General features: G+C 62.3%; 20 protein-coding genes. 18 read left to right on the top strand and 2 right to left on the bottom strand.

The window, feature by feature from the left end; translation table 11 throughout:
• Nucleotides 1-36 precede the first annotated feature (36 nt).
• On the bottom strand, nt 37-2349 hold the full coding sequence (locus WA904_RS11175) for a PAS domain-containing sensor histidine kinase (RefSeq protein WP_425197196.1): 2313 nt from the start codon (nt 2347-2349) through the stop codon (nt 37-39).
• 259 nt (nt 2350-2608) lie between these two features.
• On the opposite strand from WA904_RS11175, the gene WA904_RS11170 reads away from it, so the two are divergent.
• The 8 genes from WA904_RS11170 to WA904_RS11135 all read left to right on the top strand — a co-directional run bounded on the left by WA904_RS11170 (nt 2609) and on the right by WA904_RS11135 (nt 10243).
• Entirely contained in the window at nt 2609-3955 is a 1347-nt protein-coding gene (locus WA904_RS11170; protein ID WP_425197195.1) for a sigma 54-interacting transcriptional regulator, read from the top strand.
• A 215-nt stretch (nt 3956-4170) separates the two neighbouring features.
• Nucleotides 4171-4605, top strand: a complete 435-nt coding sequence (locus WA904_RS11165; RefSeq protein ID WP_425197194.1) for a globin family protein — start codon at nt 4171-4173, stop codon at nt 4603-4605.
• A gap of 14 nt (nt 4606-4619) precedes the next feature.
• Nucleotides 4620-4865, top strand: a complete 246-nt coding sequence (locus WA904_RS11160; RefSeq protein ID WP_425197193.1) for a hypothetical protein — start codon at nt 4620-4622, stop codon at nt 4863-4865.
• A 156-nt stretch (nt 4866-5021) separates the two neighbouring features.
• Nucleotides 5022-6530 carry a catalase gene (locus WA904_RS11155; protein ID WP_425197192.1) on the top strand — a complete coding sequence of 503 codons (1509 nt, stop codon included), beginning with the start codon at nt 5022-5024 and terminating at the stop codon, nt 6528-6530.
• 244 nt (nt 6531-6774) lie between these two features.
• Entirely contained in the window at nt 6775-7107 is a 333-nt protein-coding gene (locus WA904_RS11150) for a carboxymuconolactone decarboxylase family protein (RefSeq protein ID WP_425197209.1), read from the top strand.
• A gap of 292 nt (nt 7108-7399) precedes the next feature.
• Nucleotides 7400-7759: an HPF/RaiA family ribosome-associated protein gene (locus tag WA904_RS11145; protein WP_425197191.1), complete on the top strand. Its 360-nt coding sequence runs from the start codon at nt 7400-7402 to the stop codon at nt 7757-7759.
• A gap of 241 nt (nt 7760-8000) precedes the next feature.
• Nucleotides 8001-8753, top strand: a complete 753-nt coding sequence (locus WA904_RS11140; RefSeq protein WP_425197190.1) for a metallophosphoesterase family protein — start codon at nt 8001-8003, stop codon at nt 8751-8753.
• The gene (locus tag WA904_RS11135; RefSeq protein ID WP_425197189.1) at nt 8750-10243 is read left to right on the top strand and encodes a serine/threonine protein kinase; all 1494 of its coding nucleotides are present in this window, start codon (nt 8750-8752) and stop codon (nt 10241-10243) included. Before WA904_RS11140 ends, WA904_RS11135 begins: the two co-directional genes overlap by 4 nt.
• 341 nt (nt 10244-10584) lie before the next feature.
• On the opposite strand, the gene WA904_RS11130 is transcribed toward WA904_RS11135, so the two are convergent.
• Complete coding sequence (locus WA904_RS11130; RefSeq protein ID WP_425197188.1) at nt 10585-11139, bottom strand: LuxR C-terminal-related transcriptional regulator; 555 nt, start codon at nt 11137-11139, stop codon at nt 10585-10587.
• Nucleotides 11140-11252: 113 nt separating this feature from the next.
• On the opposite strand from WA904_RS11130, the gene WA904_RS11125 reads away from it, so the two are divergent.
• The 10 genes from WA904_RS11125 (at nt 11253) to WA904_RS11080 (ending at nt 23856) form a co-directional block, all read left to right on the top strand.
• Nucleotides 11253-11957, top strand: coding sequence for a CoA transferase subunit A (locus tag WA904_RS11125; protein WP_425197187.1), 705 nt, complete (start codon nt 11253-11255; stop codon nt 11955-11957).
• 11 nt (nt 11958-11968) lie between these two features.
• On the top strand, nt 11969-12607 hold the full coding sequence (locus WA904_RS11120; RefSeq protein WP_425197186.1) for a CoA transferase subunit B: 639 nt from the start codon (nt 11969-11971) through the stop codon (nt 12605-12607).
• 522 nt (nt 12608-13129) lie between these two features.
• Nucleotides 13130-14698 carry an AAA family ATPase gene (locus WA904_RS11115; protein WP_425197185.1) on the top strand — a complete coding sequence of 523 codons (1569 nt, stop codon included), beginning with the start codon at nt 13130-13132 and terminating at the stop codon, nt 14696-14698.
• Nucleotides 14695-16479: a pilus (MSHA type) biogenesis protein MshL gene (gene mshL / locus WA904_RS11110; RefSeq protein WP_425197184.1), complete on the top strand. Its 1785-nt coding sequence runs from the start codon at nt 14695-14697 to the stop codon at nt 16477-16479. Before WA904_RS11115 ends, mshL begins: the two co-directional genes overlap by 4 nt.
• On the top strand, nt 16476-18164 hold the full coding sequence (locus tag WA904_RS11105) for a tetratricopeptide repeat protein (protein WP_425197183.1): 1689 nt from the start codon (nt 16476-16478) through the stop codon (nt 18162-18164). Before mshL ends, WA904_RS11105 begins: the two co-directional genes overlap by 4 nt.
• A complete protein-coding gene (locus tag WA904_RS11100; protein ID WP_425197182.1) occupies nt 18161-19876 on the top strand; it encodes a GspE/PulE family protein in 1716 nt (571 codons plus the stop codon). The genes WA904_RS11105 and WA904_RS11100 overlap by 4 nt, the downstream gene beginning before the upstream one ends.
• Nucleotides 19876-21078: a type II secretion system F family protein gene (locus WA904_RS11095; protein WP_425197181.1), complete on the top strand. Its 1203-nt coding sequence runs from the start codon at nt 19876-19878 to the stop codon at nt 21076-21078. The genes WA904_RS11100 and WA904_RS11095 overlap by 1 nt, the downstream gene beginning before the upstream one ends.
• A gap of 2 nt (nt 21079-21080) precedes the next feature.
• Entirely contained in the window at nt 21081-22664 is a 1584-nt protein-coding gene (locus tag WA904_RS11090) for a hypothetical protein (protein WP_425197180.1), read from the top strand.
• Nucleotides 22661-23293: a hypothetical protein gene (locus tag WA904_RS11085; RefSeq protein WP_425197179.1), complete on the top strand. Its 633-nt coding sequence runs from the start codon at nt 22661-22663 to the stop codon at nt 23291-23293. The genes WA904_RS11090 and WA904_RS11085 overlap by 4 nt, the downstream gene beginning before the upstream one ends.
• Nucleotides 23293-23856 (top strand): hypothetical protein, encoded by a 564-nt coding sequence (locus WA904_RS11080; RefSeq protein WP_425197178.1) that lies wholly within the window; start codon nt 23293-23295, stop codon nt 23854-23856. Before WA904_RS11085 ends, WA904_RS11080 begins: the two co-directional genes overlap by 1 nt.
• The last annotated feature ends 2 nt before the right edge of the window (nt 23857-23858 follow it).

Below are 23858 nucleotides of genomic sequence, written 5' to 3'. Positions count from 1 at the left end.
GACCGGATGATACGTCCGGCCTCTCAACCGTCCTGGTTAGAGGGTGACGGTGAAGCAGGCGCCCTGGCCGGGGACGCTGCGGACATCAATGCTTCCACCATGCAGTTCGACCGAGTTTTTCACGATGGCCAGGCCCAGCCCGGTGCCCTGTATGTCACCCACATTGCTGGCGCGGTGGAAGGACTGGAAAAGATGGGGAATTTCTTCGAGCGGGATGCCGATGCCCCGGTCCTGCACCTCGAACACGGTGCGGCCGTCCTGCCTGGAAACATCAAGGCTGATCTTGCCGCCCTGCGGCGAATACTTGATAGCGTTGGACAGCAGGTTGCCCAGGATGTGGCGCAGCAGCTTGGCGTCGAAGGAGCCGGCACAGGCCTCCGGAGAGAACTGTGTTTCTATTTCGCAGTTGGTCTTGGGCAGCAGGAAGCGCGCCTCCTGCACGATGTCGCGGCAAAGCGCCAGGAGGTCAGTCTGCTGCGGCCGGAATTCCAGCATCTGCGCGTCCACCTGGCCAATCAGCAGGGCGCGATCCAGCATCCTGGCCATGCGCTGGACACCGGTGCCTATGCTGTTGAGTATTTCGAGTCGTTCTTCGGCCGGCATCCGGTCGCTGTAGTCCCTGATGAGTTCCGACGCTGACAGGATGGCCGCGAGCGGTGTCCTGAATTCATGGCTGGTCATGGACACAAAGCGCGAGCGCAGGTCGTTGAGTTCCTTTTCGCGTTCCAGCGCGGCGCGGATGTTGTCTTCCGCACGCCGGCGCTCGGTGATGTCCAGCAGCGTCCAGATCACGCCGGCCGAGGGGGTGCGGTCCACCACGCAGCGGCCGGCCAGCTGCATCCATACGGCCTCGCCACCGCGGCGCAGGAAGCGCCGCTCGTCCACGTAAACACCATCACGCAACAGGGCTTCGCGCGTCACGCGGCCATCAGCTTCGAATGCCTCGTCGTCCGGGTAGAGCAGTCGCGACGACTGGCCCACCAGCTCCTGGCGCGAGTAGCCGGTTATTTCCACATACTTGTCGTTCACCCACTGGAAGCGCCGGTCCACGTTGAAGCTGATGCCCACCAGCGCGCTGTTGAAGATGGCTTCGCGTTCCGACGAGGTCTTCTCGAGCGCGGCTTCCAGCGCCTTGCGCGCCGTGATGTCCATCACCGCCCAGACCGTTCCCTGGGTCCTGTCGAGAATGCTCACGGCCTTGCCGGAGGCTGTGACCCAGAACAGGCTGCCGTCAAGCTTGCGCATCCGGAGGTCGTTCTGGTAGGCGCGGCCCTCGCTCATGCAGTCCGCGATGTCCCTGGCCACACGGGTGTATTCGGCCTCCGACTCGAACAGTTCGCTCCAGTGTGCCGGTGCGGTTGTGCCGGGGGTGATGCCGAAAATTTTCGACAGCGCCTGGTTGGACCAGCGGAAAGTGTCGGTACTCGTGAGGAAGGCAATGCCGACCAGCGAGTTTTCAAGAATGGTCTCCCGCTCTTCCAGGGTGTCGCGCAGCTTGGCCTCGAGGGCTCTTTTTTCGCTGATGTCCGAGAAAAAGGTGAGGGTGGCCTGCTCGCCGTCCCAGGGAACCACCGTCACGCTGATGCCTATCCAGCGGATGGTCCCATCGGGCAGCAGCAGCCGCAGTTCATAGCGGCTGGGCGCCTCCTCACCGGCCAGGCGTTTGCGCTGGCGCTCCAGCACCAGGGCGTGGTCATCGGGGTGGATGCGGTGCAGGAAACCGATCTGCTGCATGTCCTGCGGAGACATGCCGGCAATCTCGGCAGCCCTCGCGTTGGAATAGGCGACCTTCTGGTCTTTCACCACAATCATGCCTTCACTGACATGTTCGACCACGGCACGGTACTTTTCCTCCGAGCCGCGCAGTGCCTGCTCCACCGAGCGCCTGCCGGAGACGTCGCGGATGAAGGCGCCAAAGCTGTTGGTCCCATCGCCCAGCACGGTGAAGATGGAAAGTTCGATGGCGATCAGCGTGCCATTCTTGTGCAGCGCTTCGATCTCCAGCAGACGGTTGGCGGTGTTCGCCTCGCCCGTTTCCAGATGCGCCGCGAAACTGGTTTCGTACGCTTCGCGGTATTTGTCCGGAACGATCAGGTCGCCCATGCGCCGGTCAACCGCCTCCCCGGCGCTCCAGCCCAGCATGCGTTCGGCACCGAGATTCCAGTGGGTGATGGTCCCGCTGGCGTCCACTTCCAGCACCGCATCGCGTGCGGAATCCAGCAGTGAGGTGAGGTGGCGTTGCCTGGCTTCCAGCGCCTTGATGGTTTCGGCCTGGCTGGCGATGACATCCTCTGCTGATCCGGGCTCCGGCGGCGCGGTGGCAGCGGATCGTGGGGTCTGTTTGTTCATGGATGGCCAGGGCGGGGACGTGCCTTGAACGGCCGGTCCGGGGGTGAATCGGTAACGGGATTCTCTGCGATAGCTGTCTGTTCGGTCAAATCAGGGAAGCGCGGTTCCGTCAAGCCAAGCAGGCTCGGGTGAGGAGCGTACCGGGCATGTCATGTGCGCTGCAACGGTGTACGGTCCGCCGGTTAGACGTTATGCTTGGCAAAAAAACTTCAACAACAGCTCTGCCAGCCTGAGGTACGTGCTTGATCAACGGGGAACTATGGCGCGTATTCTGATCGTCGACGACGACCTGGCCCTGCTGAGGCTGCTGTCCCTGCGCCTTCACTACGAAGGCCACACGGCCATAGAGGCGAGCAGCGGCGCGGCGGCACTGGCCCGTCTGGACCAGGAATTGCCGCACATTCTCATCACCGATCTGCGCATGCCCGGCATGGACGGTCTGCAGCTGTTCGAGGCTGTTCATCGCCGTTTCCCGCTCCTGCCGGTGCTGATCCTGACGGCCAATGGCACGATTCCCGATGCGGTGCATGCCATGCAGCGCGGAGTTTTCGGCTATGTGACCAAACCCTTTGAAGGCCTGGACCTGATGCGTGAAGTGGGCCGGGCGCTGGAGGCGTCCTCCACGCTGGGTGCGGACATGCCCGGTGAGCTGCCCGGCGAAGCCTGGCGGGAGGCCATCATCACGCGCAGCCCGCGCATGGAGAAACTTCTGGCCGAAGCGCGTCTCATGGCACAAAGCGATGCCTCCGTGCTGATCCACGGCCAGAGCGGCACGGGCAAGGAATTGCTGGCCCGCGCCCTGCATGCTTCCAGCGCACGGCATCAGGAAGCGCTGGTGGCCGTGAACTGCGGCGCGATACCGGAAAACCTGGTCGAGTCGGAGCTTTTCGGTCACGTCAAGGGTGCTTTCACCGGTGCCGTGCGCGACAGCGTAGGTTTGTTCACCAGTGCACACCGCGGCACGATTTTCCTGGATGAAGTGGCCGACCTGCCGCTGGCCATGCAGGTCAAGCTGTTGCGCGTCCTGCAGGAGCGGGAAGTGCGTCCGGTAGGGGCGGCCAGGTCCCACAAGGTCGATGTGCGCGTGATCTCGGCATCCAACCGCAGGCTGGAGGACGAGGTGGCGGCCGGCCGTTTCCGCGAAGATCTTTTTTACCGCCTCCATGTGGTGGGGCTGAGCCTGCCGCCGCTGGCCGAACGCCGCGAAGACATTCCCTTGCTGGCCAACCATTTCATGCGCAGCCTGTCGCTGCGCTACGCCAAATCAGTGACAGCGTTTGCGCCGGGCGCGCTTGAGCAGCTCAGCACCGCGCCCTGGCCGGGCAATGTGCGGCAGCTGCAAAACGTGGTCGAAAAATGCGTGGTGCTGTGTACCGGATCGCTCATTCCGGCGGCCCTGGTGCAAAGCGCCCTGACCAGCCAGGGCGGGGAAATGTTGCCGCTCGACGAGGCCCGCAAGGAGTTCGAGCGCGACTACCTGACGCGGCTGCTGAAGATCACCAATGGCAATGTCACCCAGGCCGCCAAGCTCGCCCGCCGCAATCGGACGGATTTTTATGCCCTGCTGGCCCGCCACCAGCTCGACGCCGCCAGCTTCAAGGCTTGAGCGCGCCGTGTGTCGTGTTCATCTGTCTGTATTGACAGACAGGCTACATCCCTGATTTCACACACTTTTCTGTCCCTGGGCGCCCTGGCTGTCTGCGAAACCCGACACCGCTGCCAGGGTGGGGAACCTCCAAGTTGTTGATTCCATTGGGAAATGGCGGTGGCACGTATCTTGGGTAGCAGTGGGGGTCCCACACCGCTCACCCAAGGAAACCCATGAACTCCGAACAAATCAATCTTGTGCAATCCAGTTTCAAGGATGTGCGCCCCATCGCTGCGCTTGCAGCTGACATTTTTTATACCCGCCTGTTTGTGCTGGACCCGTCGTTGCAGACCCTGTTCAAGGGTGACCTGGCCGACCAGGGACGCATGTTGATGTCCATGCTCAGTACGGCCGTGAACGGCTTGACGAATCTGGACGCCATTGTTCCGGTTGTGCGCCAGCTGGGCATGCGCCATGCGAAGTACGGCGTCCAGGACGAGCACTTCGACACGGTGGGCAGTGCACTGCTGTGGACGCTGGAGCAGGGGCTGGGCGAAAAATTCACGGCCGATGTGCGTGAAGCCTGGACAGCGGCCTACGCACTGCTGGCCAGCGTGATGCAGCTGGGCCTCATCGAGGCCCGGTCGCAGCAAGCTGCTGCGGCCTGAGCGAGGCTTCTGCCATGAAAGCCGTTGCCAATTTCAAAAGCGATTCAGGTTACCGCGTGAACGCCCACACCATCCGCACCACCGCCGTTCACCGGCCACGCGGCACCGGCCTCGTGCTTGCGCTCGTGGCCATCATCCTGTTTGCCGGCTCGGCCCTGATCGCCCATGGCATTGCCCAGGCTGGCGGGACCGAACCGTTTGCGAAACCCGCTGCTTCCGCCAAACCGGCGCCTGTTATGGTGCCGCGGGCCGCTTTGTGAAAGCCAGGGAGCGCTGCGTGAGCGCCGTCGGAGGGGGTATTTTCAGATCTTTGTAAAAAACTATCGATTGAATTTATTTAATTGACTTTGTTTATTGATGAGGTGCTTCTAGCATTCGTGCATGCCTCACCTTTTTCAACAGCAGGAGTCTTTTTCATGAGTCAACACCCCTCTCTGACCACCGCGTCCGGCATTCCCGTCGCCGACAACCAGAACAGCCTCAGCGCCGGTCCGCGAGGCCCGCTTCTGCTGCAGGACTTTCACCTGATCGAGAAACTCCAGCACTTCAACCGCGAACGAATTCCGGAGCGTGTGGTCCACGCCAAGGGCTCCGGCGCCTACGGCACTTTCACAGTGACCCATGACATCAGCCGGTACACCAAGGCCCGCTTGTTCAATGCAGTGGGCAAGAAGACGGAAACCTTTGTGCGCTTTTCCACGGTGGGTGGTGAAAAAGGCAGTGCCGACACCGAACGGGACCCGCGCGGTTTTGCCATGCGCTTCTACACCGAAGAGGGCAACTGGGACCTGGTGGGCAACAACACGCCCATGTTCTTCATCAAGGACCCGATCAAGTTTCCCGACTTTGTACACACGCAAAAGCGCGACCCGCAAACCAACCTGAAGTCGGCCCAGATGATGTGGGACTTCTGGAGCAAGGCGCCCGAATCGCTGCACCAGGTCACCATGCTGTTCAGCGACCGTGGAACGCCCGATGGCTACCGGCATATGGACGGCTTCGGCAGCCACACCTTCAGCCTGATCAACGCTGCGGGTGAGCGTGTCTGGGCCAAGTGGCACCTGAAGACGAAGCAGGGCATCAAGAACCTGAGTGCCGACGAAGCCGCGCGCCTGGCGGGCACCGATCCGGATCACGCGCAGCGCGACCTGTTCAACGCCATTGCCGAGGGCAACTTCCCGCAGTGGGACGTGTCCACCCAGGTCATGACCGAGGCCGAAGCCGTGGCCTGGGAAAGCCGGACGGGCTGGAACCCGTTTGACCTGACCAAGGTCTGGCCGTATGGAGATTTCCCGCGCATTCCCGTCGGCGTGCTTGAGCTCAACCGCAACCCCGACAACTACCATGCGCACGTCGAACAGGCGGCGTTCTCGCCCGCCAACATCGTGCCGGGCATGGGCTACAGCCCCGACAAGATGCTGCAGGGCCGGCTCTTTGCATACCACGACGCGCAGTTGTACCGCGTGGGTACCAATCACCAGCACCTGCCGGTCAACCGCGCGCGCTGCCCTTTCCACAACCAGCAGCGCGACGGTCAGATGGCGATCGACAACGGCAGTTCTGCGCAAAACTACGAGACCGTCGCGGCGGCCGGCACTTCGCCGGGCGGACTGGGCCATGGCGACGCGGGCCTGGCGCTCAACGGTATGGCGGGGCGGTATGACGAGCGTGGCGCCTCGGACGACTTCACCCAGGCGGGCAACCTGTTCCGCGTGATGAAGCCGGACGCGCAGGACCGGCTGACCAGCAACATTGCGGGTGCCCTGAAGGACGTGAGCCGGGACGTCCAGCAGGTGCAGATCGGTCATTTCACCAAGGCTGACCCGGCCTATGGCGCCGCGGTGGCGCGCAAGCTGTCGGCCCTGGCGGCGGCGAGTGCCCAGGCAGCCAAGCCGTTGTCCGTGGCAAAAGAGGCCGTCGCATGAAGGCGCTGCGCCTCTCCGTCGGCGCTGCCATCAACGCCGCGGGCCTGCTGGCGATGCTGGCCAACCTGGCGCAGTGGCACGCGGGTTGACCCGCTGGCCGCGAGACAATGCGTGCACAGCAACCCGCCGGGGGAGCCTGGCGGGTTTTTCCGTTTCCACTATCCTCCAGGTTTTTCAGGAGACCGCCGTGACCCCACCCGCAGACAAGGATTTCGACAAAGGCCTGGCCACACGCAAACAGGTGATGGGCGAAGACTTCGTGGCCAATGCCCTTGGCAAGGTGACGGCGTTTTCGGCGCCCATCCAGCACTACATCACGCGCAATGCCTGGGGCGACGTCTGGCAGCGGCCGGGCCTGGACCTGAAGACGCGCAGCCTGATCACGGTGGCCATGCTGACGGCGCTGGGCAAGCAGCATGAGCTCAAGGGCCATGTGCGCGGCGCACTCAACAACGGCGTGACGCCCGAGGAGTTGCAGGAGCTGCTGCTGCACGCCAGCGTTTATTGTGGCTTGCCCGCGGCTGTGGAGGCTTTCCGTACCGCCGCGGAGGTGGTGGACGCTCCCAAGGCTGTTTGAGTTTCGGGTGGTGGTCATTTTGGCATTTTGCCCAATGACGGCGGGCGCAGGCAGCTATTAAGTTGATAGCGACTGCGTGGCCGCCGGAACTGCAGATCGTGGCTGGATGGGGTGGGGAAAGCGCTATGGGCCGCCAGCCTTCAACAAATACGGACCTTACCCGGGCATGCGAACGAGGACTACAGGCAGCGCGGCTTGCAGGCGCACAATGAATTTTCCAGCCGTCACTCTGGCGGCGTCGTGGCAACCGGCCCCTGCGCCGCACGCTGCTGCTCATGAAAGGACAAAACGCATGCAAATTCAAGTCAACGCCAACCACACCATCCACACCGGTGAGTCGTTTGAGCGGTGGGCGAGCACGGAGCTCAACGCGTCGCTAAGCCGCTTCAAGGATGACATCACCCGCATCGAGGTGCACATGAGCGACGAGAACAGCGGCAAGGTCAGCACCGACCACAAGCGCTGCATGATGGAAGCCCGGCTCGCGCACCACGAGCCGGTGGCCGTGAACCACGACGCCTCCAGCCAGGACCTGGCTTTCCGTGGCGCCAGCGACAAGCTCAAGCGTTTGCTCGAACACACACTGGACAAGCTGCGCGACCACCGCTCGCGGGAGTCCATCCGCCGAGAGCCCGATCCGGGCGTTCTCTGAGCCTGCAGACAGGCAGCGCCCGGCTACCGGCGCGTTGACGGGGATCAGCTACTGTTTTGAAGTGTTTTTGGCCTCCAGCCCAATGAATGCGAGCGCAGATGGCTATTAATATGATAGCTATCTGGGCTCGGCGTGTGTGGCTGCCCTTCTGCGCGCTGGCGGCATGACGGGCGATATGACGCCGGCCGCGCGATTGCAAGCCTCGCATCAGGTTCAGGGGTGATGATGCACGCATCAACCCATGAAAATTGCCCTGCTGTCCGACATTCATGCCAATCTGCGCGCGCTCGACGCCTGCATGGAGCACGCCGCTGCCCAGGGTGTGCAACGTTTCGCCGTGCTCGGCGATCTGGTCGGTTACGGGGCCCAGCCTGCGCAGGTGATGCGCCGGGTTCGCGAACTGGCGCAGGGGGGCGCCATCGTCCTGAAGGGCAACCACGACGCATTGGCTGTAGCCCCGTTCGACCAGGCCGGCACCATGGATGCAGGTGGCGCGGCGTGGACCCGCGCGCAACTGGAGCCTGCCGACCTGGATTTCCTGGCTGGCCTGCCGCTGACCGTCACCGACGGCGCCGCGTTTCTGGTGCACGCCAGCGCCGACGCGCCGCAGCGCTGGCTGTATGTCGACAGCGGACACCGCGCCGAGGCCAGCCTCCATGCGGCCTGCGCGGACACGCGTGTGCGTTATGTCTTTGGCGGTCACGTGCACCAGCAGACGCTTTATTTTCGGGGCGCGAGCCAGAAGCTCCTGCGTTTTGAACCGACAGCGGGGGTCACCATTCCGGTACCGCCCCATCGCCACTGGATTGCCACTGTGGGTTCGGTCGGACAGCCGCGTGATGGCGACACCGACGCGATGTATGCGATGTTTGATGCGGCTCGCGCTGAACTGACCTTTCACCGGGTCGCCTACGACCATCTCGCGGCGGCGGCCGATGTGCGGGCTGCGGGGCTGCCGGAGGATTTTGCGAAACGGCTGGAGCAGGGCTTGTGAAGCTGCTGGACCCCGGGACGGTGATTGACGGCTTCCAGGTCGGCGACTGCCTGCATGCCGGCGGCATGGCCCACATCTACCAGGTCAGTTATGCGGGCGCTGCGCAGCGGGAGCCTTTTCCCATGGTCATGAAGGTGCCGCGCATGACCGAGGGTGACGGCGCGGAAAACATCGTCGGGTTCGAAGTGGAGCGGCAGATCCTGTCCGTGCTCACGGGGCCGCATGTGCCGCGCCTGGTGGCCGCCGGCGATTTGGCGAAGCTGCCTTACCTGGTCATGGAGCACGTGCCCGGGCGCACCCTCCAGCAATGGCTGGACGACGGCCCCGCACCGTTGCCGGCTGAAGAGATTGCCTGGTTGGGCGCAGCCGTGGCGCAGGCTGCGCACAGCCTGCACCTGCAGGACGTCTGCCATCTGGACCTCAAGCCGGCCAATGTGCTGATACGGCCGCAGGGTCTTGCGGTGCTGCTCGACTTCGGCCTGTCCTGTCATGCCCACTTCCCGGACCTGCTGGCCGAGGAGTTGCGGCCCGCCGTGGGATCGCCCACGTGGATGGCACCCGAGCAGGTGGTGGGCATGCGCGGTGACCCGCGCAGCGACATTTTTGCCATCGGCGTCATGCTGTATGAGCTGGCCACGCGGGAGCTTCCTTTTGGCAATCCGCAGACCACCGGTGGTCTGCGCCAGCGCCTGTGGATGGACCCGGTGCCTCCGCGCAAGTGGCGCCCGGAGCTTCCCGAATGGCTGCAGGAAGTGATCCTGCGCTGCCTGGAACCGGAGGCTGCGCGGCGCTACGCATCTGCCGCCCACCTGGCCTTCGACCTGTCCCATCCGCAGCAGGTGCAGGTGACCGATCGCGGGCGCCGCGTCCGATCCACCGGATTCTGGGCGCATCTGAAGCGCTGGATGCGCGCCGCCGGCATGCACTACCAGCCGAGCGTGCTGCCATCCCGTCAGATCGACGCGGTGCCCATCATCATGGTGGCTGTTCCCAACCGTGACGTGAGTGATGCCACCCTGTACTCCCTGCGCGAGGCGGTGTCGCGTGCCCTCGGTACCGTGCCCGGTGCGCGGCTGGCCTGCGTGAGTGTCATCAACCCGTCAGAAACGCCGGGCCACGATACCGCCTCCAGCGAGACCACGGTTCACCGGCGCTACCTCGGCATGTTGCGGCAATGGGCCCAACCCCTGGACCTGAACGGCCAGACCGTCTCCTTCCACATCCTCGAAAACGGTGATGTCGCCCAGGCCCTGCTGCGATATGCGCAAGGCAACCACGTCAGCATGATCGTGATGGGCGCGGCCACCCACGGGCTGCAGATGCAGCGGCTGCTGGCCACGGTTCCCATCCGGGTCGCCATGGCGGCACCGTGCACCGTGGTGCTGGTCAAGCAGGCTCTGCCGTTCGACCAGTTGGTCGCGACCGACGCCGGCCACGCCCAGGACCAACTGGACGACAGGCCCGCGCGTGTTTCCAGGGTCATGATTTAGGAAAATAGGGGCCAAAAAGGCCGTCAGCCCTTTGCAGGAAAGCGCGAGGCGCTATCAATAGAAGAGCGTCTGGTGTAGGGCCTGTTAACGCTATTTGTGCAAGATGCGTTGCGAGTCAAAAAGGTCATGCGTGAGGCGCAAAATGCAGCCGGGCTGGAGCCCGGCCAGGCTTTGCAACGCTACGCATGGCCTTTTTGGCCGCAACCCGGAGGGAACGGGGTGAAAACAGCGCCACTAGTCTCTGCACACCTAGCCCAGACGCCCAGTCTGTGCGTCGTCGCGCGCCTTGATTGGCGCTGTTTTCACCCCGTTCGCATTTGCACAAATAGCGTTAACAGGCCCTAGCCCGCCATCAGCTTGTGCACCAGGTCGGCGGTCGTCGATGCCTTGTACTTGCGCATCAGGCGGGCGCGGTAGATTTCCACCGTGCGGTGGCTGATGACCAGGGCGCGGCCGATTTCCTTGGAGGTCAGTCCGTCCATCAGGTGCGCGGCAACTTCGCGTTCGCGTGCGGTGAGTTCGGCCTTGACGGGCCGGCGGGAACTGAGGTCTTCAAACGTCCAGATGCCGGACTCATGCGGCGCCGCGCGGTTCAGGGCGCGTCCGGTCACATGGCACCAGAAGGTTTCACCCTTGAGCCGGCCATCGACCCGCTTCATGATGCGGTCGTCCGCGTAGTGTCCTTTCGCATTGAGGATGGGCAGCATACGTGCACCCGTACGCTCATATTCGTCCGCACTGGGGTAGAGAATCTGGAAAGACTGGCCGATCAACTGCTCACGAGTGGCGCCGAACATTTCGCACACATGCTGGTTGCAATCGACAATGAACCGGTTGCGCGAGAGCACCAGGCCCACGGGGGCCATGTCGAAGGCCAGGCGGTAATCGATGTCCATAGAGGTGCAGGTGAGCCGGGAGTGCGGGTTTGACTTTAGGGATAACTACGTATGCTGATAAGTAGTATCGTAAGGCTTTTAAAGTTGGTGTTGAAGTACTGCAGGAGACTTTTGTGAACAAACTTTTTCCCTCCGCTGCCGAAGCCCTGAAGGGCGTCGTCAAGGACGGCCAGTTGATGGCCGTGGGCGGTTTTGGCCTGTGCGGCATTCCCGAGGCGCTGATCGAGGCGCTGAAGGCCAGCCAGGTCAAAAACCTCACCGTGATCTCCAACAACGCAGGCGTTGATGGCTTCGGCCTCGGCAAGCTGCTCGAGACACGGCAGATCAAGAAGATGATTTCCAGCTATGTGGGCGAGAACAAGGAGTTCGAACGCCAATACCTGGCCGGCGAATTGGAGCTGGAGTTCACGCCGCAGGGCACACTGGCCGAGAAGCTGCGCGCGGGTGGCGCCGGTATTCCGGCATTTTTTACGAAAACCGGTGTCGGCACCCTCGTTGCGGAAGGCAAGGAACTACGCGAGTTCGATGGCGAAACCTATCTGATGGAGCGCTCTCTGGTGCCTGACGTGGCGCTGGTCAAGGCCGACATCGCCGACCGCTCGGGCAACCTGCGCTTTAACCTGACGGCGCGCAATTTCAACCCCGCCGCGGCGATGGCGGGCAGGATCTGCATCGTGGAAGTGGAGCGCATCGTCGCCACCGGCGAGTTGGCGCCCGATGACATCCACCTGCCCGGGATTTATGTGCACCGTATCGTGCACAACCCCACGCCCGAGAAGCGCATTGAAAAGCGCACCACCCGCGACCGTAAAGTTTGAGGAGCACGAACATGGCATGGACCCAGGATCAAATGGCCGCACGCGCGGCGCAGGAACTCGAAGACGGTTTTTATGTGAACCTCGGCATCGGCATTCCGACGCTGGTGGCCAATTTTGTGCCCGACCACATCGAGGTGTGGCTGCAAAGCGAGAACGGCATGCTGGGCATTGGCCCCTTCCCGTATGAAGACGAGGTGGACGCCGACCTGATCAACGCCGGCAAGCAGACCGTGACCACCATCAAGGGCTCGGCGATTTTCGGTAGCCACGACAGCTTTGCCATGATCCGCGGCGGCAAGATCAACCTCAGCATCCTTGGGGCCATGCAGGTCAGTGAACAGGGCGACCTAGCCAACTGGATGATTCCGGGCAAGATGATCAAGGGCATGGGCGGCGCGATGGACCTGGTGGCCGGCGTCAAGCGCGTGATCGTGCTGATGGAACACGTGGCGAAGAAAAAGGACGGCACGGAGGACCTGAAAATCCTCGAAAAGTGCACCTTGCCCCTGACCGGGGTCGGCGTGGTGGATCGCATCATCACCGACCTCGCTGTCATGGACGTGACGCCGGAAGGTCTCAAGGTGATCGAACTGGCGCCTGGCGTGACCATGGAAGCCGTGCAGGCCAAAACCGGCTGCAAATTGCACTGAGAGCTTGCCCGGCCGCTGACCTTTTCAGGGCTGGCGGCCCGGCTTGTGCGCCCAGGGGCGCATACTGCTGCCATTCAATAGTTTCGTAGACAGCCTGGATGCCGGGCCGACTGTCCAGCCTGAACCCGGATGTCTCACCGGGCTGCCGACAGGTCGGCGTATCGCCCCTGGGTGGCCGGCTGCAATATTTGCTTTCCCTGGCATCACGCGCGTAAACTGGCCTCCACACTGCCCAAGGCGGCAGGGCGGACGCTCCAGTAAGGATGATTGGGCGCCCGTTCCGTTCTGAACCCCGTTTTCCCGTCCTCTGGAAGATCCAGACGACGGAAGGCTCCTGGCAATGGAGCAGCAACCAGCAAGTCGCGGCGTGGTGGGAATACTATTCCCTTAATGCAACAGTATCAAAATCGACTTGTAACATTTTATTGCATTTTTTGATTCAAACGCATAATCGGGGGGTGAGCTGTACCCTTGGAAAGAGTTAAGCAAAACATGAACATTCTTTAACAAGTACTTGAAAACATGAGTGTTCTTTATTTAGATCACTTCGAGCTTTCGTCAGACCCCTTTCGAATTACGCCAGACACAGGACTCTTCTTTACCGGAGGCCAGCGCGGCGACATTCTGGAGGGCCTGATCGTGGCCGCCATGCATGACGAAGGCATCGTCAGCGTGGTCGGGGAAATCGGCATGGGCAAGACCATGCTTAGCCGCATGCTGCTGGAGCGGCTGCGTCCGCTGCCCTCGGATACTGTTTATCTGGCCAACCCGGTTTTTGACCGCGACGAAATTCTGGGTGCGATTGCCCGCGATCTCATGCCCGAGCCGCCTCAAGGCAATCGCGCGCACATGCTTGCTGCGCTCGAGGCGGTGCTGATCGAGCGCTACTCGCAAGGCCGGCGTGTGGTCGTGGTCATTGATGAGGCGCACAGCATGCCGGCGACCACGCTGGAAGAGATCCGCCTGCTGTCAAATCTGGAAACCACCCAGAACAAGCTTCTGAAGATCGTCCTGTTTGGCCAGCCGGAGCTCGACGAGTTGCTGGCTGCACCGCAACTGCGGCAGGTCAAAGACCGCATCAGCCACCGCTTCGAACTGCAACCGCTCAACGCCCAGGAGGCGTCGGCCTATCTGATGTTTCGTCTGCACAAGGTCGGCTGGAAAGGGGGCGAGCTGTTTGACGCAGCAGCGCTCAAGCTGCTGGTTCAGGCCTCTGAAGGCCGCACTCGCAAGCTCAACATGCTGGCCGACAAGTCCATGCTGGCCGCCTATGCGGAAGGTGTGCCGCAGGTGGGTCTGGCGCAGGTACGCCGCGCGGTGGGGGACAGCCTGCCCCTGTCCCGGCGTGCTGCGCTGCTTCCTGGCGCTTCCGGCGGCCAACCGGGTGGTATGTGGCGGAAGTTTGTACCTGCCGGTCTGGGAATGCTGGTTGCCCTGGGTGTGGGTTATGCGCTGGGTGGTCGCCAGGGGCCGGACAGAAGCGAGCGGGTTGCGGTGACGCTGGCCGTGACGGCGCCGGAGCAAGCTCAGGCGCCGACTGTCGCCGCGAACGAACGTTCCCCGCAGAACCCACTGGTTCCTGTTGCCCAGGCCGTTGCGCTCCGTCCTGCTGTGACCCCGGCCACGGAGCCGGTTTCATCAGACCGACCGGCGGCACCTGCGTTGCCAGCCGGCAAAACTGTTTCAACTCCGACTGCGGGACTGAAGGCAGGGGGCGACTTGAGGCTTGCGGCGAAACTGCGCAACAGCTCCCTGGTTGTGCGCATGCAAGGGACGGATGAATTCATGGCCGGCCCTCCCAGCGGAGGCTTCACGGTACAACTGCTGTCCCAGCGCGCTCCCAGGGATGCGGAAGTGCTGGCCATGGCCAACGAAGTGCAGGCGGCGCTGGACGGGTCCGGCCAGTCCGCCACGCCGGTCTTCGTGCATAACCGGCTCTACCAGCGCCAGATTTTTCACGCTCTTTACGCGGGGAACTTCGAAACCCGCCCAGCTGCCATGGCGTTCATGCAATCCGCTCCTGCCGCAATAAAGCGCTACAACCCAGTTGTGCGCAGTCTGGATGCCATCCGTAAGGAGCCTGTCCCTTGAAAACCCATTGCCCCGTATGGAGTCCGGTCCTGGTGGCCATGTTTGTGCTTGCAGGCTGCGCCACACCGCCACCACCGCTGTTGCGCGGGCACCTGGCAGAAGAGCCGGGTGTTGCCCCTGCAGTTGCTCAAGCGCCCAATGATGTCGCCAATATTCCCCCGCTCTCTACGGGGGCGCCGCGCTTGCCCGCACCGCGGGTGGTGCCGCCGCAGGAAACCTACAGCGTGGTCGTCAGCAACGTCAGCGTGCAGACCCTGCTGTTCGCCCTGGCCCGGGACGCGAAGCTCAACCTGGACGTGCATCCCGGCATCACCGGCACAGTCACCCTCAATGCGCTGGACCAGACCATTGCCGAACTGCTTGACCGCATTGCGCGCCAGATCGACATGCGTTATGAGCTGGAAGGCAAAAACCTTTTCGTGTTGCCCGATGCGCCATTTTTGCGCCTCTACAAGGCAGACTACCCGAACATCACGCGCGATTCGTCCAGCAGCACCGGGTCCGAGTCGCAGGTTGCCACCACCGGGCAGGGGACAGCCTCTGGCACCGGCAACTCTTCGTCCGCATCGATTCGCAACACCTCCAACAACCGCTTCTGGGTCACGCTCACGGAAAACATCCGTGACCTGCTTCGGGAAACAGACAAGGTCATTGAAACGACCGCTGGCGCTGCGCCTGTTGCCGCCGCCGCACCGGCACCTGCTTCTGCGGTTTCTTCAGCGGCAGGAGCGTTGGGAACAGCAACAAGAACCATCACCGGCACGGCTGCTCCCGCGACACCGGCCGCACCGCAACCGCTGTATCGCGAAGCCGCCTCGGTGATCGCCAATCCGGAAACCGGCGTGATCAGCGTTCGCGCCACAGGCAAGCAGCATGCGCGCGTGCGCGAGTTCCTCGATCAGGTTGTTGGCAACGCCAGGCGCCAGGTGCTCATCGAGGCCACGATTGTGGAAGTGGCATTGACCAACGACTACCAGCAGGGGATTAACTGGTCGGTGGTCCGCAATGCGGTCTCCACGCCGCTGAGCCTGGTGATGGCCGGCGGCGGTGGGACTCCTCTGTCCACGGGTGTCAATCCACCTTTTCTCGGGACTTTCACCGCTCAGAGGTCTTATGGTCGGACCGATATTTCGGCGGCGGTTCGCCTGCTTGAGTCTTTTGGAAAGACACGCGTGTTGTCCAGCCCCAAAGTCAGTGTCATGAACAACCAGGCCGCACTGCTCAAGGTCGTGGACAACAAGGTTTATTTCACCATCTCAGTGACGCCGGGCACGCCAGCCTCGCTGGGGGTTCCGGCCACGGCGGCCGTTTACACCACCACCATCAACACCGTGCCGGTGGGCTTTTTGATGAATGTGACCGCCCAGGTCGGTGATGACAATGAAATCACCCTGAACCTGCGTCCCTCTGTCTCCCGCATCACAAGTTATGCGAATGACCCCAGCCCCGCGCTTGCGATCGCCGGCATCACCAACCGGATTCCTGAAATACAGACGCGCGAGTTCGAGTCCATCATGAAGGTGCGTGACGGCGAGACGGCGGTGCTGGGTGGCCTCATGCAGGACGACCAGAGCAACGCCACGGACCAGATTCCCGGCGTGGGCAATGTGCCTGTTGTCGGCGAGTTGTTCAAGCTTCGCAGCAACCAGTCCAATAAAAGTGAATTGGTCATTTTCCTGCGCCCAACCATTCTGCGCGATTCAAGCATCGACGGCGATGCCTCTTTTATCCGGAGCCAGCTTTCCATTGGCACGCCGGTGCCCGTGGGGCGCAGGCCATGAGCTTGCTGCTCGATGCGCTTCGCAGGGCCGAAGAGGACTCGCGTAAACGCAAGTCGGACACCGAGTCGGTAGCCCCGGCGAAGATTTCTCTGGCCGAAAAAGTAGGCGCACCCGAATTGACCCTGCAAGAGCAGACCTCGCCGACATCACCAACCCCGGCGCCAACAGCGGTAGACACATCCGGGCTGACCGGCGCTGACCCGGTTTCTTCCACGAGGCCGCCAGTGCATGCCACGGGTTTTCCTGACCTGGCGCCTACCCGGGATGGCATACCTGCAGCGGTGTCGGCCCCTGAAGCCGCGCCCATGCCTGCTGCAGCCGACTCGCGCGCCCCCGTTCAACCCTATGGCCGCTACGCCAGGCCTGTCGGTGCGGAAGCTGGTCAACAAAATGCAGAGCCTGCCAAAGGGGGCTGGGCTGTTGCCCAGGCCGCACGCGAGCCTGTCCGACCGACTGCCGAAGCCATGGCAGATGGTTCTCAGGATGCCAGATTGGCGGAAACCGCGTCGGCAAAGCCGCCGGTGGCGCGCATCGATGTGGCCGCGCCTCTTTCAGCAACAACCCAGCGCCAGGCCCTGTCTGCGGCGGGTGCCATGGCCGGCGCGCGGGTTCGTCCGGCAATGGGCAAGGTTCAACGCCGGCAGTGGGTGCTGGTTGCCCTGGTCCTCCTGGTGGCTTTACCGCTTGTTGGTTTTCTTCTGTTCGGTGACGCACTTTTTGGGTCATCCAGCACGCTGGCTGTGCGATCCCCCGCCATTGTCGTGACGGTACCAGACAGCCCGGCGGCGTCTCCCGCCGATGTGCCAGCTGCGGACAAGCCTGTTTCGGGAGCAGTTGAAACTTCGGCGGCTCCTGTTGGCGCCAGCAATGCACCCGTGGCGGCTCAGGCGACGGCCAGCGCGGTTTTGCCCACGGCTGCCACACAAGCTGCGGCCTCTGGCGTTGCAGGTGCAGCAGATCGTCCACGGATGGTTGCTACCGCTCCCGTGCGCCGTACAGAGCGCAGGCAGCAGCAAGATACCCCTGCGAACCGCGACGTCGCTGGAACCACGGCGAAGGATCTGCAGGGTGTGTCGCTGCTTTCCAGCAAGGCCAAGCCTGCCTCGCAGATGGAATCCGCTTATGCGGCTTACCAGGCAGGCAAGCTCGGTGAAGCTACCCGGCTTTATCAGGAAGTGCTCAGAGCCGACCCCACCCAGCGTGATGCCTGGCTCGGTCTTGCCGTCATTGCACACGCCAGCAACCAGCGTGAGCCGGCCATGGACGCTTACAAGCGGGTACTGCGCCTGGAGCCGCAAAACGCGACGGCGCTGGCCGGCCTCAGCAGCCTGATCACCAATGCGGGCGAACCTCAGCAGGAATCAAGGCTCAGGGAAATGCTGGCCCGAACCCCGCAGGAGGCCGACCTGAACAACGCGCTGGGGCTGGTGCTGTCCGGCGAGCGGCGCTGGTCAGAAGCGCAACCCCTGTTTTTCAAGGCTCACTCTGCCGCGCCGCAGGAGCCGCAATTCGCCTACAACCTGGCGGTGACGTTGGACCACTTGCGCAAAGCCAGCCTGGCGGCGCAGTACTACGAAACTGCGCTAGGTCTGGCCCAGGGCAAAGTGTCGGGCTTTGACGAAGCCAGCGCACGTAGCAGGCTTGCTGCGCTGAAAGCGGGCGCCTCTGCGGGAACCGCCCGATGAACGCCAAACTCGACGTTTACAACCCGACGTCGTTCTACCTTGAGCTCGAGCGCAGTGGGCTGATCACGCACGACCAGGCCGAGATTGCATGGACCGAGCGTGAAAAGCGCGGCGGCTCCTTTGGCGACATCCTGGTCAGCCTGGGCATGCTGTCGCTCGATGACCTGACGGCCATCATGGCGGCGGCCAGCGCGACAGAAGCGATTCGCCTGGGCGAGATGGTTCCCGACGACGGTGCCATCCAGCTCATTCCTAAAACGCTGGCGCAAAATTACGACGTCTTCCCCGTCGGCTTCGACGATGTGGCCCGGCAACTGACGGTGGCCATCAGCGACACCAACGATGTCGTGGCCATGGACCAGTGCCGGTCGGCAGTGCCTGCCGATATTTCACTGCGCTGGCGGCTGGCGTCCAAGGCCGACATCAAGTCGGCCATTGACCGCTTCTACGGCTATGTGCTGTCGATAGACGACATCCTGAAGGGCCTGCGCACCGGCAAGATGGACGACAGCGCGCTGTCGATGCGCGGTGCGGAGGCGTTTGCGCACCCGATTGTCCGGCTCATCGATGCGCTGCTGGCCGACGCCGTGCTCGAAGGCGCCTCCGATATTCACTTTGAGCCTGAAGAGGGGTTTCTGCGCATCCGCTATCGCATCGACGGTGTCATGCGGCAGGTGAGGGTGCTGCACAAGCAGTACTGGCCGGCACTGTCGGTCAGGCTCAAGGTTCTGTCGGGCATGGACATTGCCGAAACGCGTGCGCCGCAGGACGGGCGCATTTCCATGGTCATACGCGGCCATGATGTTGACTTCCGCGCCGCCGCGCAGCCCACCATCCATGGCGAAAACTTTGTGCTGCGTGTGCTGGACAGACGCAAGTCCATCGTGCCCATGGACCAGATGGGCCTGCCCGCCGACCGCATGAACACGCTACGGCTCATGCTGGCGCGGCCCTACGGCATCATCCTGGTCACTGGGCCCACCGGTAGCGGCAAGACCACCACGCTGTATTCCATCCTCAATGAGATGAACACCGAAAGCGTCAACATCATGACGCTGGAAGATCCCGTTGAATACCCGATGGCGCGCATCCGCCAGGCCTCTGCTGCCGACAACCCCAAAATGGACTTTGCCAACGGCATCCGCTCCATGATGCGGCAGGATCCGGACATCATCCTGGTCGGCGAGATCCGCGACCATGAAACAGCCGAGATGGCTTTTCGCGCTGCCATGACGGGCCACCAGGTGTTCTCAACCCTGCACGCCAACTCGGCCGTGCTGGCGATTGCGCGTCTGCTTGATCTGGGCATCCCCGTGAGTGTGATGACGGGCAACCTGATTGGCATCGTCGCGCAGCGACTGATACGGCTGCTGTGTCCCAAATGCAAGGAGGCCTACGAAGCGGGTGATGTTGAAAAATCCCTGTTGAATGCTGCGCACCACCTGCCTTTGCACCTGTACCGTGCCGTGGGGTGCACCCATTGCAAGGGGCAGGGCTACAAGGGGCGCACCAGCATCATGGAGCTGCTGCGTTTTGACATGGGCCTGGACGACCTGCTGTCGCGCAACGCACGCACACCCGAGCTGCTGGCCCACGCGCGCAGCAATGGTTTCACCACCATGGCCGAAGATGGGCTGGGGCGCGTTCTGGCGGGCACCACTTCCCTTGAGGAGGTTGCACGCGTGGTGGACTTGACCAGGCTGGCCACCTGATGCTTGAGTTCAATTACCGCGCGATCACCCCCGAGGGTCGAACCATCTCGGGGCGCCAATCCGCCACCAGCGAGTCCGACCTCGAGGCGCGGCTGGGCCGCATGCAGCTTGAGCTCCTCAAAGCCACGCCCGTGCGTGCCGCCACGCTGTTTGCGCGTAAGCGGCTGGAGAGCAAGGAACTCATCAACATCTTCATCCACATGCAGACGCTGAGCCAGGCCGGGGTGCCGCTGTTTGAGTCGCTGATCGACTTGCGTGATTCTGCCGATACACCCACGGTGCGGCGGTTTATTTCTGACCTGGTGGACCGTATCGAGGGTGGCGCCAGCCTGTCGGACGCGCTGGAGCAGTCACCCGCTGGCATCGACAAGGTCAACATCAGCCTGATCCGCACCGGTGAGGCCACCGGCAAGCTGCCCGAAGTGCTTGCAGAACTGGTGGAAAGTTTGAAGTGGTCGGACGAGATTGCCGCGCAGACCAAGAAGCTGCTGATGTACCCCGTGTTTGCCGGCACCGTGGTGCTTGGTGCGGTGGGTTTTTTGATGATTTACCTGGTGCCGCAGCTGATCGGGTTTATCAAAAATCTGGGCGGGACGGTTCCCATCCAGACGCGGGCGCTGGTGGCTTTTTCCAATTTCCTGGTTAACTATTGGTACACCATTCCGCTGGCGATTGCGCTGGTTTCCGTGGTCTGGATCACGGCAGTTCGCGTGTCGCCGGCTGCCAGACTCTGGATAGACGGCAGCAAACTCCGGGTACCAGTTTTTGGCCCCATCCTCAAGAAAATCATCATGGCGCGGTTTGCCAAGTCTTTCGGGCTTATGTACCGAAGCGGTGTTTCGGTGCTCGACGCACTGGGATTTTGCGAAAGCCTCTCGACCAACGCTGCCTACCGGAAAGCGATCAATGGCGCCGCGCTAAGCATTTCCCAAGGGCAAAAAATATCTGACTCCTTCGCTGCAACCACCTTGTTCCCGGCGCTGGTTGTCCGCATGATTCGCGTGGGTGAGAGCACCGGTGGGCTCGACAAGGCACTTGATAACGTCAGCTATTTCTACACCCGTGAAGTCAACGATGCCATTGAAAAACTGCAGGGACTGATTCAGCCGGTGTTGACCCTGGTGCTGGGCGGCATGATTGCCTGGATCATGTCTTCCGTCATGCTGCCGATCTACGACCTGATTTCCAAGGTCAAGTTCTAGCCATGGCTGAATTTGCTCTTGTCATCGCGCAGAAGTCGGTACATCTGTATCGGCTAAGCGGTGCTGCGGCGGAAGCTGTCGCGGTGGCAGGAGTCCAGGACGACCCGGTTGCCTGGGTCGCGGCGCACATGCCGGCGCGCGGCAACTGCTCCCTGGTCAGCGACATCATGGACGAGGCTTATATTCGCAGCATCCTGCCGCCCATCTGGATGGCTGGCACGCGGAAGCAGTTGTTGCAGCGCCGTCTGCAGCAGCAGTTGCGCGACAACCCTTATCGCGCTGCCGTGCTGGCACCTTCGGGTTCCTGGCGCCCGCCTACTCGTGTCAGCCTGATCGGCATGGGGCAGAGTGAACGTATTGGCCAATGGCTGGCGGCCCTGTCGGCGCGCCACATCCGCGTCAAGGGCTTGTGGCCGCTGTCGGCGCTGATTGCGCTGGAAGTCAAACAAAAAGCTCCTCGGCGTGCACGCGTTGATCCATCTGACGGAACGGCGAACAAAGCACTGGAGCCAGCCAGCCTTCGACCTACGCTCGCTCTGGTGGCAACGCCTGCCGGGTTACGGCAAGTGCTGGTTCGCGGCAGGGTGCCTCTGTTTTCGCGGCTGGCTCTCAGCGTTGGCGAGGGCAGCCTGTCGGCGACCTTTGTGCTGGCCGAGGCACGACGCACGGTTCAGTACCTGATTTCGCAGGAGTGGCTGGGTAGCGCCGACCAGCCGGTGGCCACGCAGATGTGGTTGCCTTTTGATGACGAACATGCCTTGGCGGAGGTGAGTAACGACCCCGCGCTGGATGTGCAATTCATTGAAGGGGTTGATGACGCCTATGCGCGGCTCCTGCCCCGGCTGAAATCTGTCTCTGCGCAACTGCAATTTCTGCCGGACGAATCACGCATGCAGTGGCGCGCCGCCCAGATTGCGGCGGGCGCGAAGTATGGCGGCATCGCCGCCTTGGCTTTAGCCCTTTTGTGGTCGGCTGATTTGCTGTGGCTGTCCTGGGGCAAGCGCAGTTTGACACAGGAGCAGCTGTCGCAGGCCGCAGCCATCAACCAGCAAGCCAGCCAGGAAGTCCTGCGTGCCAAGGGGGACTTGAGCCAGGCGGGTCTCGCCGTAGCGACGGTGCAGGCCTGGCAGCAAACCATCGCCGCGCAACCCGATCAGTTTGGCGCTCTGCAGTATCTGGCCGCTGTGCTCAAAAATGCGCCCGCGGTCGAGGTGCAAAAAATCACCTGGGAGTTGCCGCGCTTGCAGGCCGCAGTCGCCGGTGCGTCTCCTGCGCCGGCAGAACCCTTTGCCTGCCCGGGTGTGCAGGGTCTCTCGGGCGCTCCGGTTGCACCGGCGCCAGCGGCAGAATCCGTCAAGTCATCGCTTGCCCTGCTAAGCCTCAATGTTGAACTCCCGCGTTCGCTGACGCAAAGGCAGGCTCTGGCATTGCAGGACAGTTTGTTGACCAACCTGAATACCGGCGGTTGGTCGGCGTCGTTGCTCAAGTCTACGGTCACGCTGGATCCGGAGCAGATACAAACCGGAAAGCTCGGCGAAGTCGGCGCGCGAACGATTGAGTTGTGTTTGCAGAAGGCAGCAACATGAGTGAAGTTCAGCCCGCACGCAGTATCTGGCAAATGGCGGCCAAGTCGCTCATTGCAGGTGCGGTCATGTGCGTTGTTGCTGCGGCTATAGCAGGCGGTGCCAACTGGCTGGCTCAAAGGATCGCTCTGGAGCAGGGTAAAGCTCAGGCGGCACTGGATGCAGCCAATTTATCGCTTCAGAACACGCAATTGGATCGCGCACGTCTCGAAGAAAATCTGCAGATGTTCGGCAAGCTCAAGCAGTCCCGTTTTGCACATCCGCCGGATCGGCTCGCCATATTGGAGGCATTGGAAGGCGCAGCCCGCGATCTTCAAAAAAGTGCTATGGCGTGGGAGCTCGGCATACAAGAGAATCTCAGACCTCTGAATGATGACAAGACAGGGGAGGCGGTTGCCCAACTGGCAAGGGTGCCGATGAAGCTCCGGGCAAACACTGTCCATGAAGAAGAATGGTTGCGCTTGCTCTCACGCCTGCAGGGCGGCAATGCGGGCTATTTTATTCCGGACAGCTGTATATACGAGCGTAAGCCTTTTATGAGCGGTGACAGAAAACTGGCAGCGGTAGATGTGCAGTGCAGTTTGTCCTGGCTCTACGTGCTGCCTGCCACAGGTGTGCCCAAAACGCCGTGATGAATACCATGAAGCTCGCCTTGACCATTTCGACCTGTGTGACTCGCCGTGGATATTTCATGGCGGCAGTGACTGCCTTCGCCTGTGCTGCCATGGCGCAACCCCCCGGACCATCGCAGGCTGTCCCGGGCACGGGTGCTCCGAACGCTGACCTGGGGCCATTGATTCTGTCGCCTGCACAGCGACGGAGCCTTGAGGTTGCCCGCAAGCTTGAAGGCAATTCAGATGGAAGCCCCCAAGTGCTGCCAGGCGATGAAAATCCGGATGCTGCCACAGGCTTGCCAGACACACTGGTCATCAGCGGTTTCGTCACGCGCTCCGGCAACCGCAGCACGGTGTGGATCAATGACCAGCCCCTGTATGGGCAGGCTTCCACCACGCCTTTGCGAACGCTTGCCGGGCAGGCAGGTGCACTGCAATCGGGAGGCGCAGACATGCGAATCAAAGCCAGACCAGGTCAGATCATTGATGTGCCATCGGGCCAGGCGATCGATTTGTTGCCACCCGGCGCGATCCGGATCAATCCGCCAAAAGCCGGCAAGTCTCCTGTTACCAAGGATTAGCA

Origin of the sequence: Polaromonas sp., assembly GCF_049790275.1 — a bacterium.
Classification (GTDB): Bacteria; Pseudomonadota; Gammaproteobacteria; order Burkholderiales; family Burkholderiaceae_C; genus Polaromonas.
Note: the sequence above shows the minus strand (reverse complement) of the source record. Positions and strands in the feature narration are given on the sequence as shown.

Bases quoted from the DNA above. Each gene is read 5' to 3' on its own strand.
- WA904_RS11175 (WP_425197196.1), bottom strand. From the start codon at position 2,349: ATGAACAAACAGACCCCACGATCCGCTGCCACCGCGCCGCCGGAGCCC.
- WA904_RS11170 (WP_425197195.1), top strand. From the start codon at position 2,609: ATGGCGCGTATTCTGATCGTCGACGACGACCTGGCCCTGCTGAGGCTG.
- WA904_RS11165 (WP_425197194.1), top strand. From the start codon at position 4,171: ATGAACTCCGAACAAATCAATCTTGTGCAATCCAGTTTCAAGGATGTG.
- WA904_RS11160 (WP_425197193.1), top strand. From the start codon at position 4,620: ATGAAAGCCGTTGCCAATTTCAAAAGCGATTCAGGTTACCGCGTGAAC.
- WA904_RS11155 (WP_425197192.1), top strand. From the start codon at position 5,022: ATGAGTCAACACCCCTCTCTGACCACCGCGTCCGGCATTCCCGTCGCC.
- WA904_RS11150 (WP_425197209.1), top strand. From the start codon at position 6,775: ATGGGCGAAGACTTCGTGGCCAATGCCCTTGGCAAGGTGACGGCGTTT.
- WA904_RS11145 (WP_425197191.1), top strand. From the start codon at position 7,400: ATGCAAATTCAAGTCAACGCCAACCACACCATCCACACCGGTGAGTCG.
- WA904_RS11140 (WP_425197190.1), top strand. From the start codon at position 8,001: ATGAAAATTGCCCTGCTGTCCGACATTCATGCCAATCTGCGCGCGCTC.
- WA904_RS11130 (WP_425197188.1), bottom strand. From the start codon at position 11,139: ATGGACATCGATTACCGCCTGGCCTTCGACATGGCCCCCGTGGGCCTG.
- WA904_RS11120 (WP_425197186.1), top strand. From the start codon at position 11,969: ATGGCATGGACCCAGGATCAAATGGCCGCACGCGCGGCGCAGGAACTC.
- WA904_RS11115 (WP_425197185.1), top strand. From the start codon at position 13,130: ATGAGTGTTCTTTATTTAGATCACTTCGAGCTTTCGTCAGACCCCTTT.
- WA904_RS11105 (WP_425197183.1), top strand. From the start codon at position 16,476: ATGAGCTTGCTGCTCGATGCGCTTCGCAGGGCCGAAGAGGACTCGCGT.
- WA904_RS11100 (WP_425197182.1), top strand. From the start codon at position 18,161: ATGAACGCCAAACTCGACGTTTACAACCCGACGTCGTTCTACCTTGAG.
- WA904_RS11095 (WP_425197181.1), top strand. From the start codon at position 19,876: ATGCTTGAGTTCAATTACCGCGCGATCACCCCCGAGGGTCGAACCATC.
- WA904_RS11090 (WP_425197180.1), top strand. From the start codon at position 21,081: ATGGCTGAATTTGCTCTTGTCATCGCGCAGAAGTCGGTACATCTGTAT.
- WA904_RS11085 (WP_425197179.1), top strand. From the start codon at position 22,661: ATGAGTGAAGTTCAGCCCGCACGCAGTATCTGGCAAATGGCGGCCAAG.
- WA904_RS11080 (WP_425197178.1), top strand. From the start codon at position 23,293: ATGAATACCATGAAGCTCGCCTTGACCATTTCGACCTGTGTGACTCGC.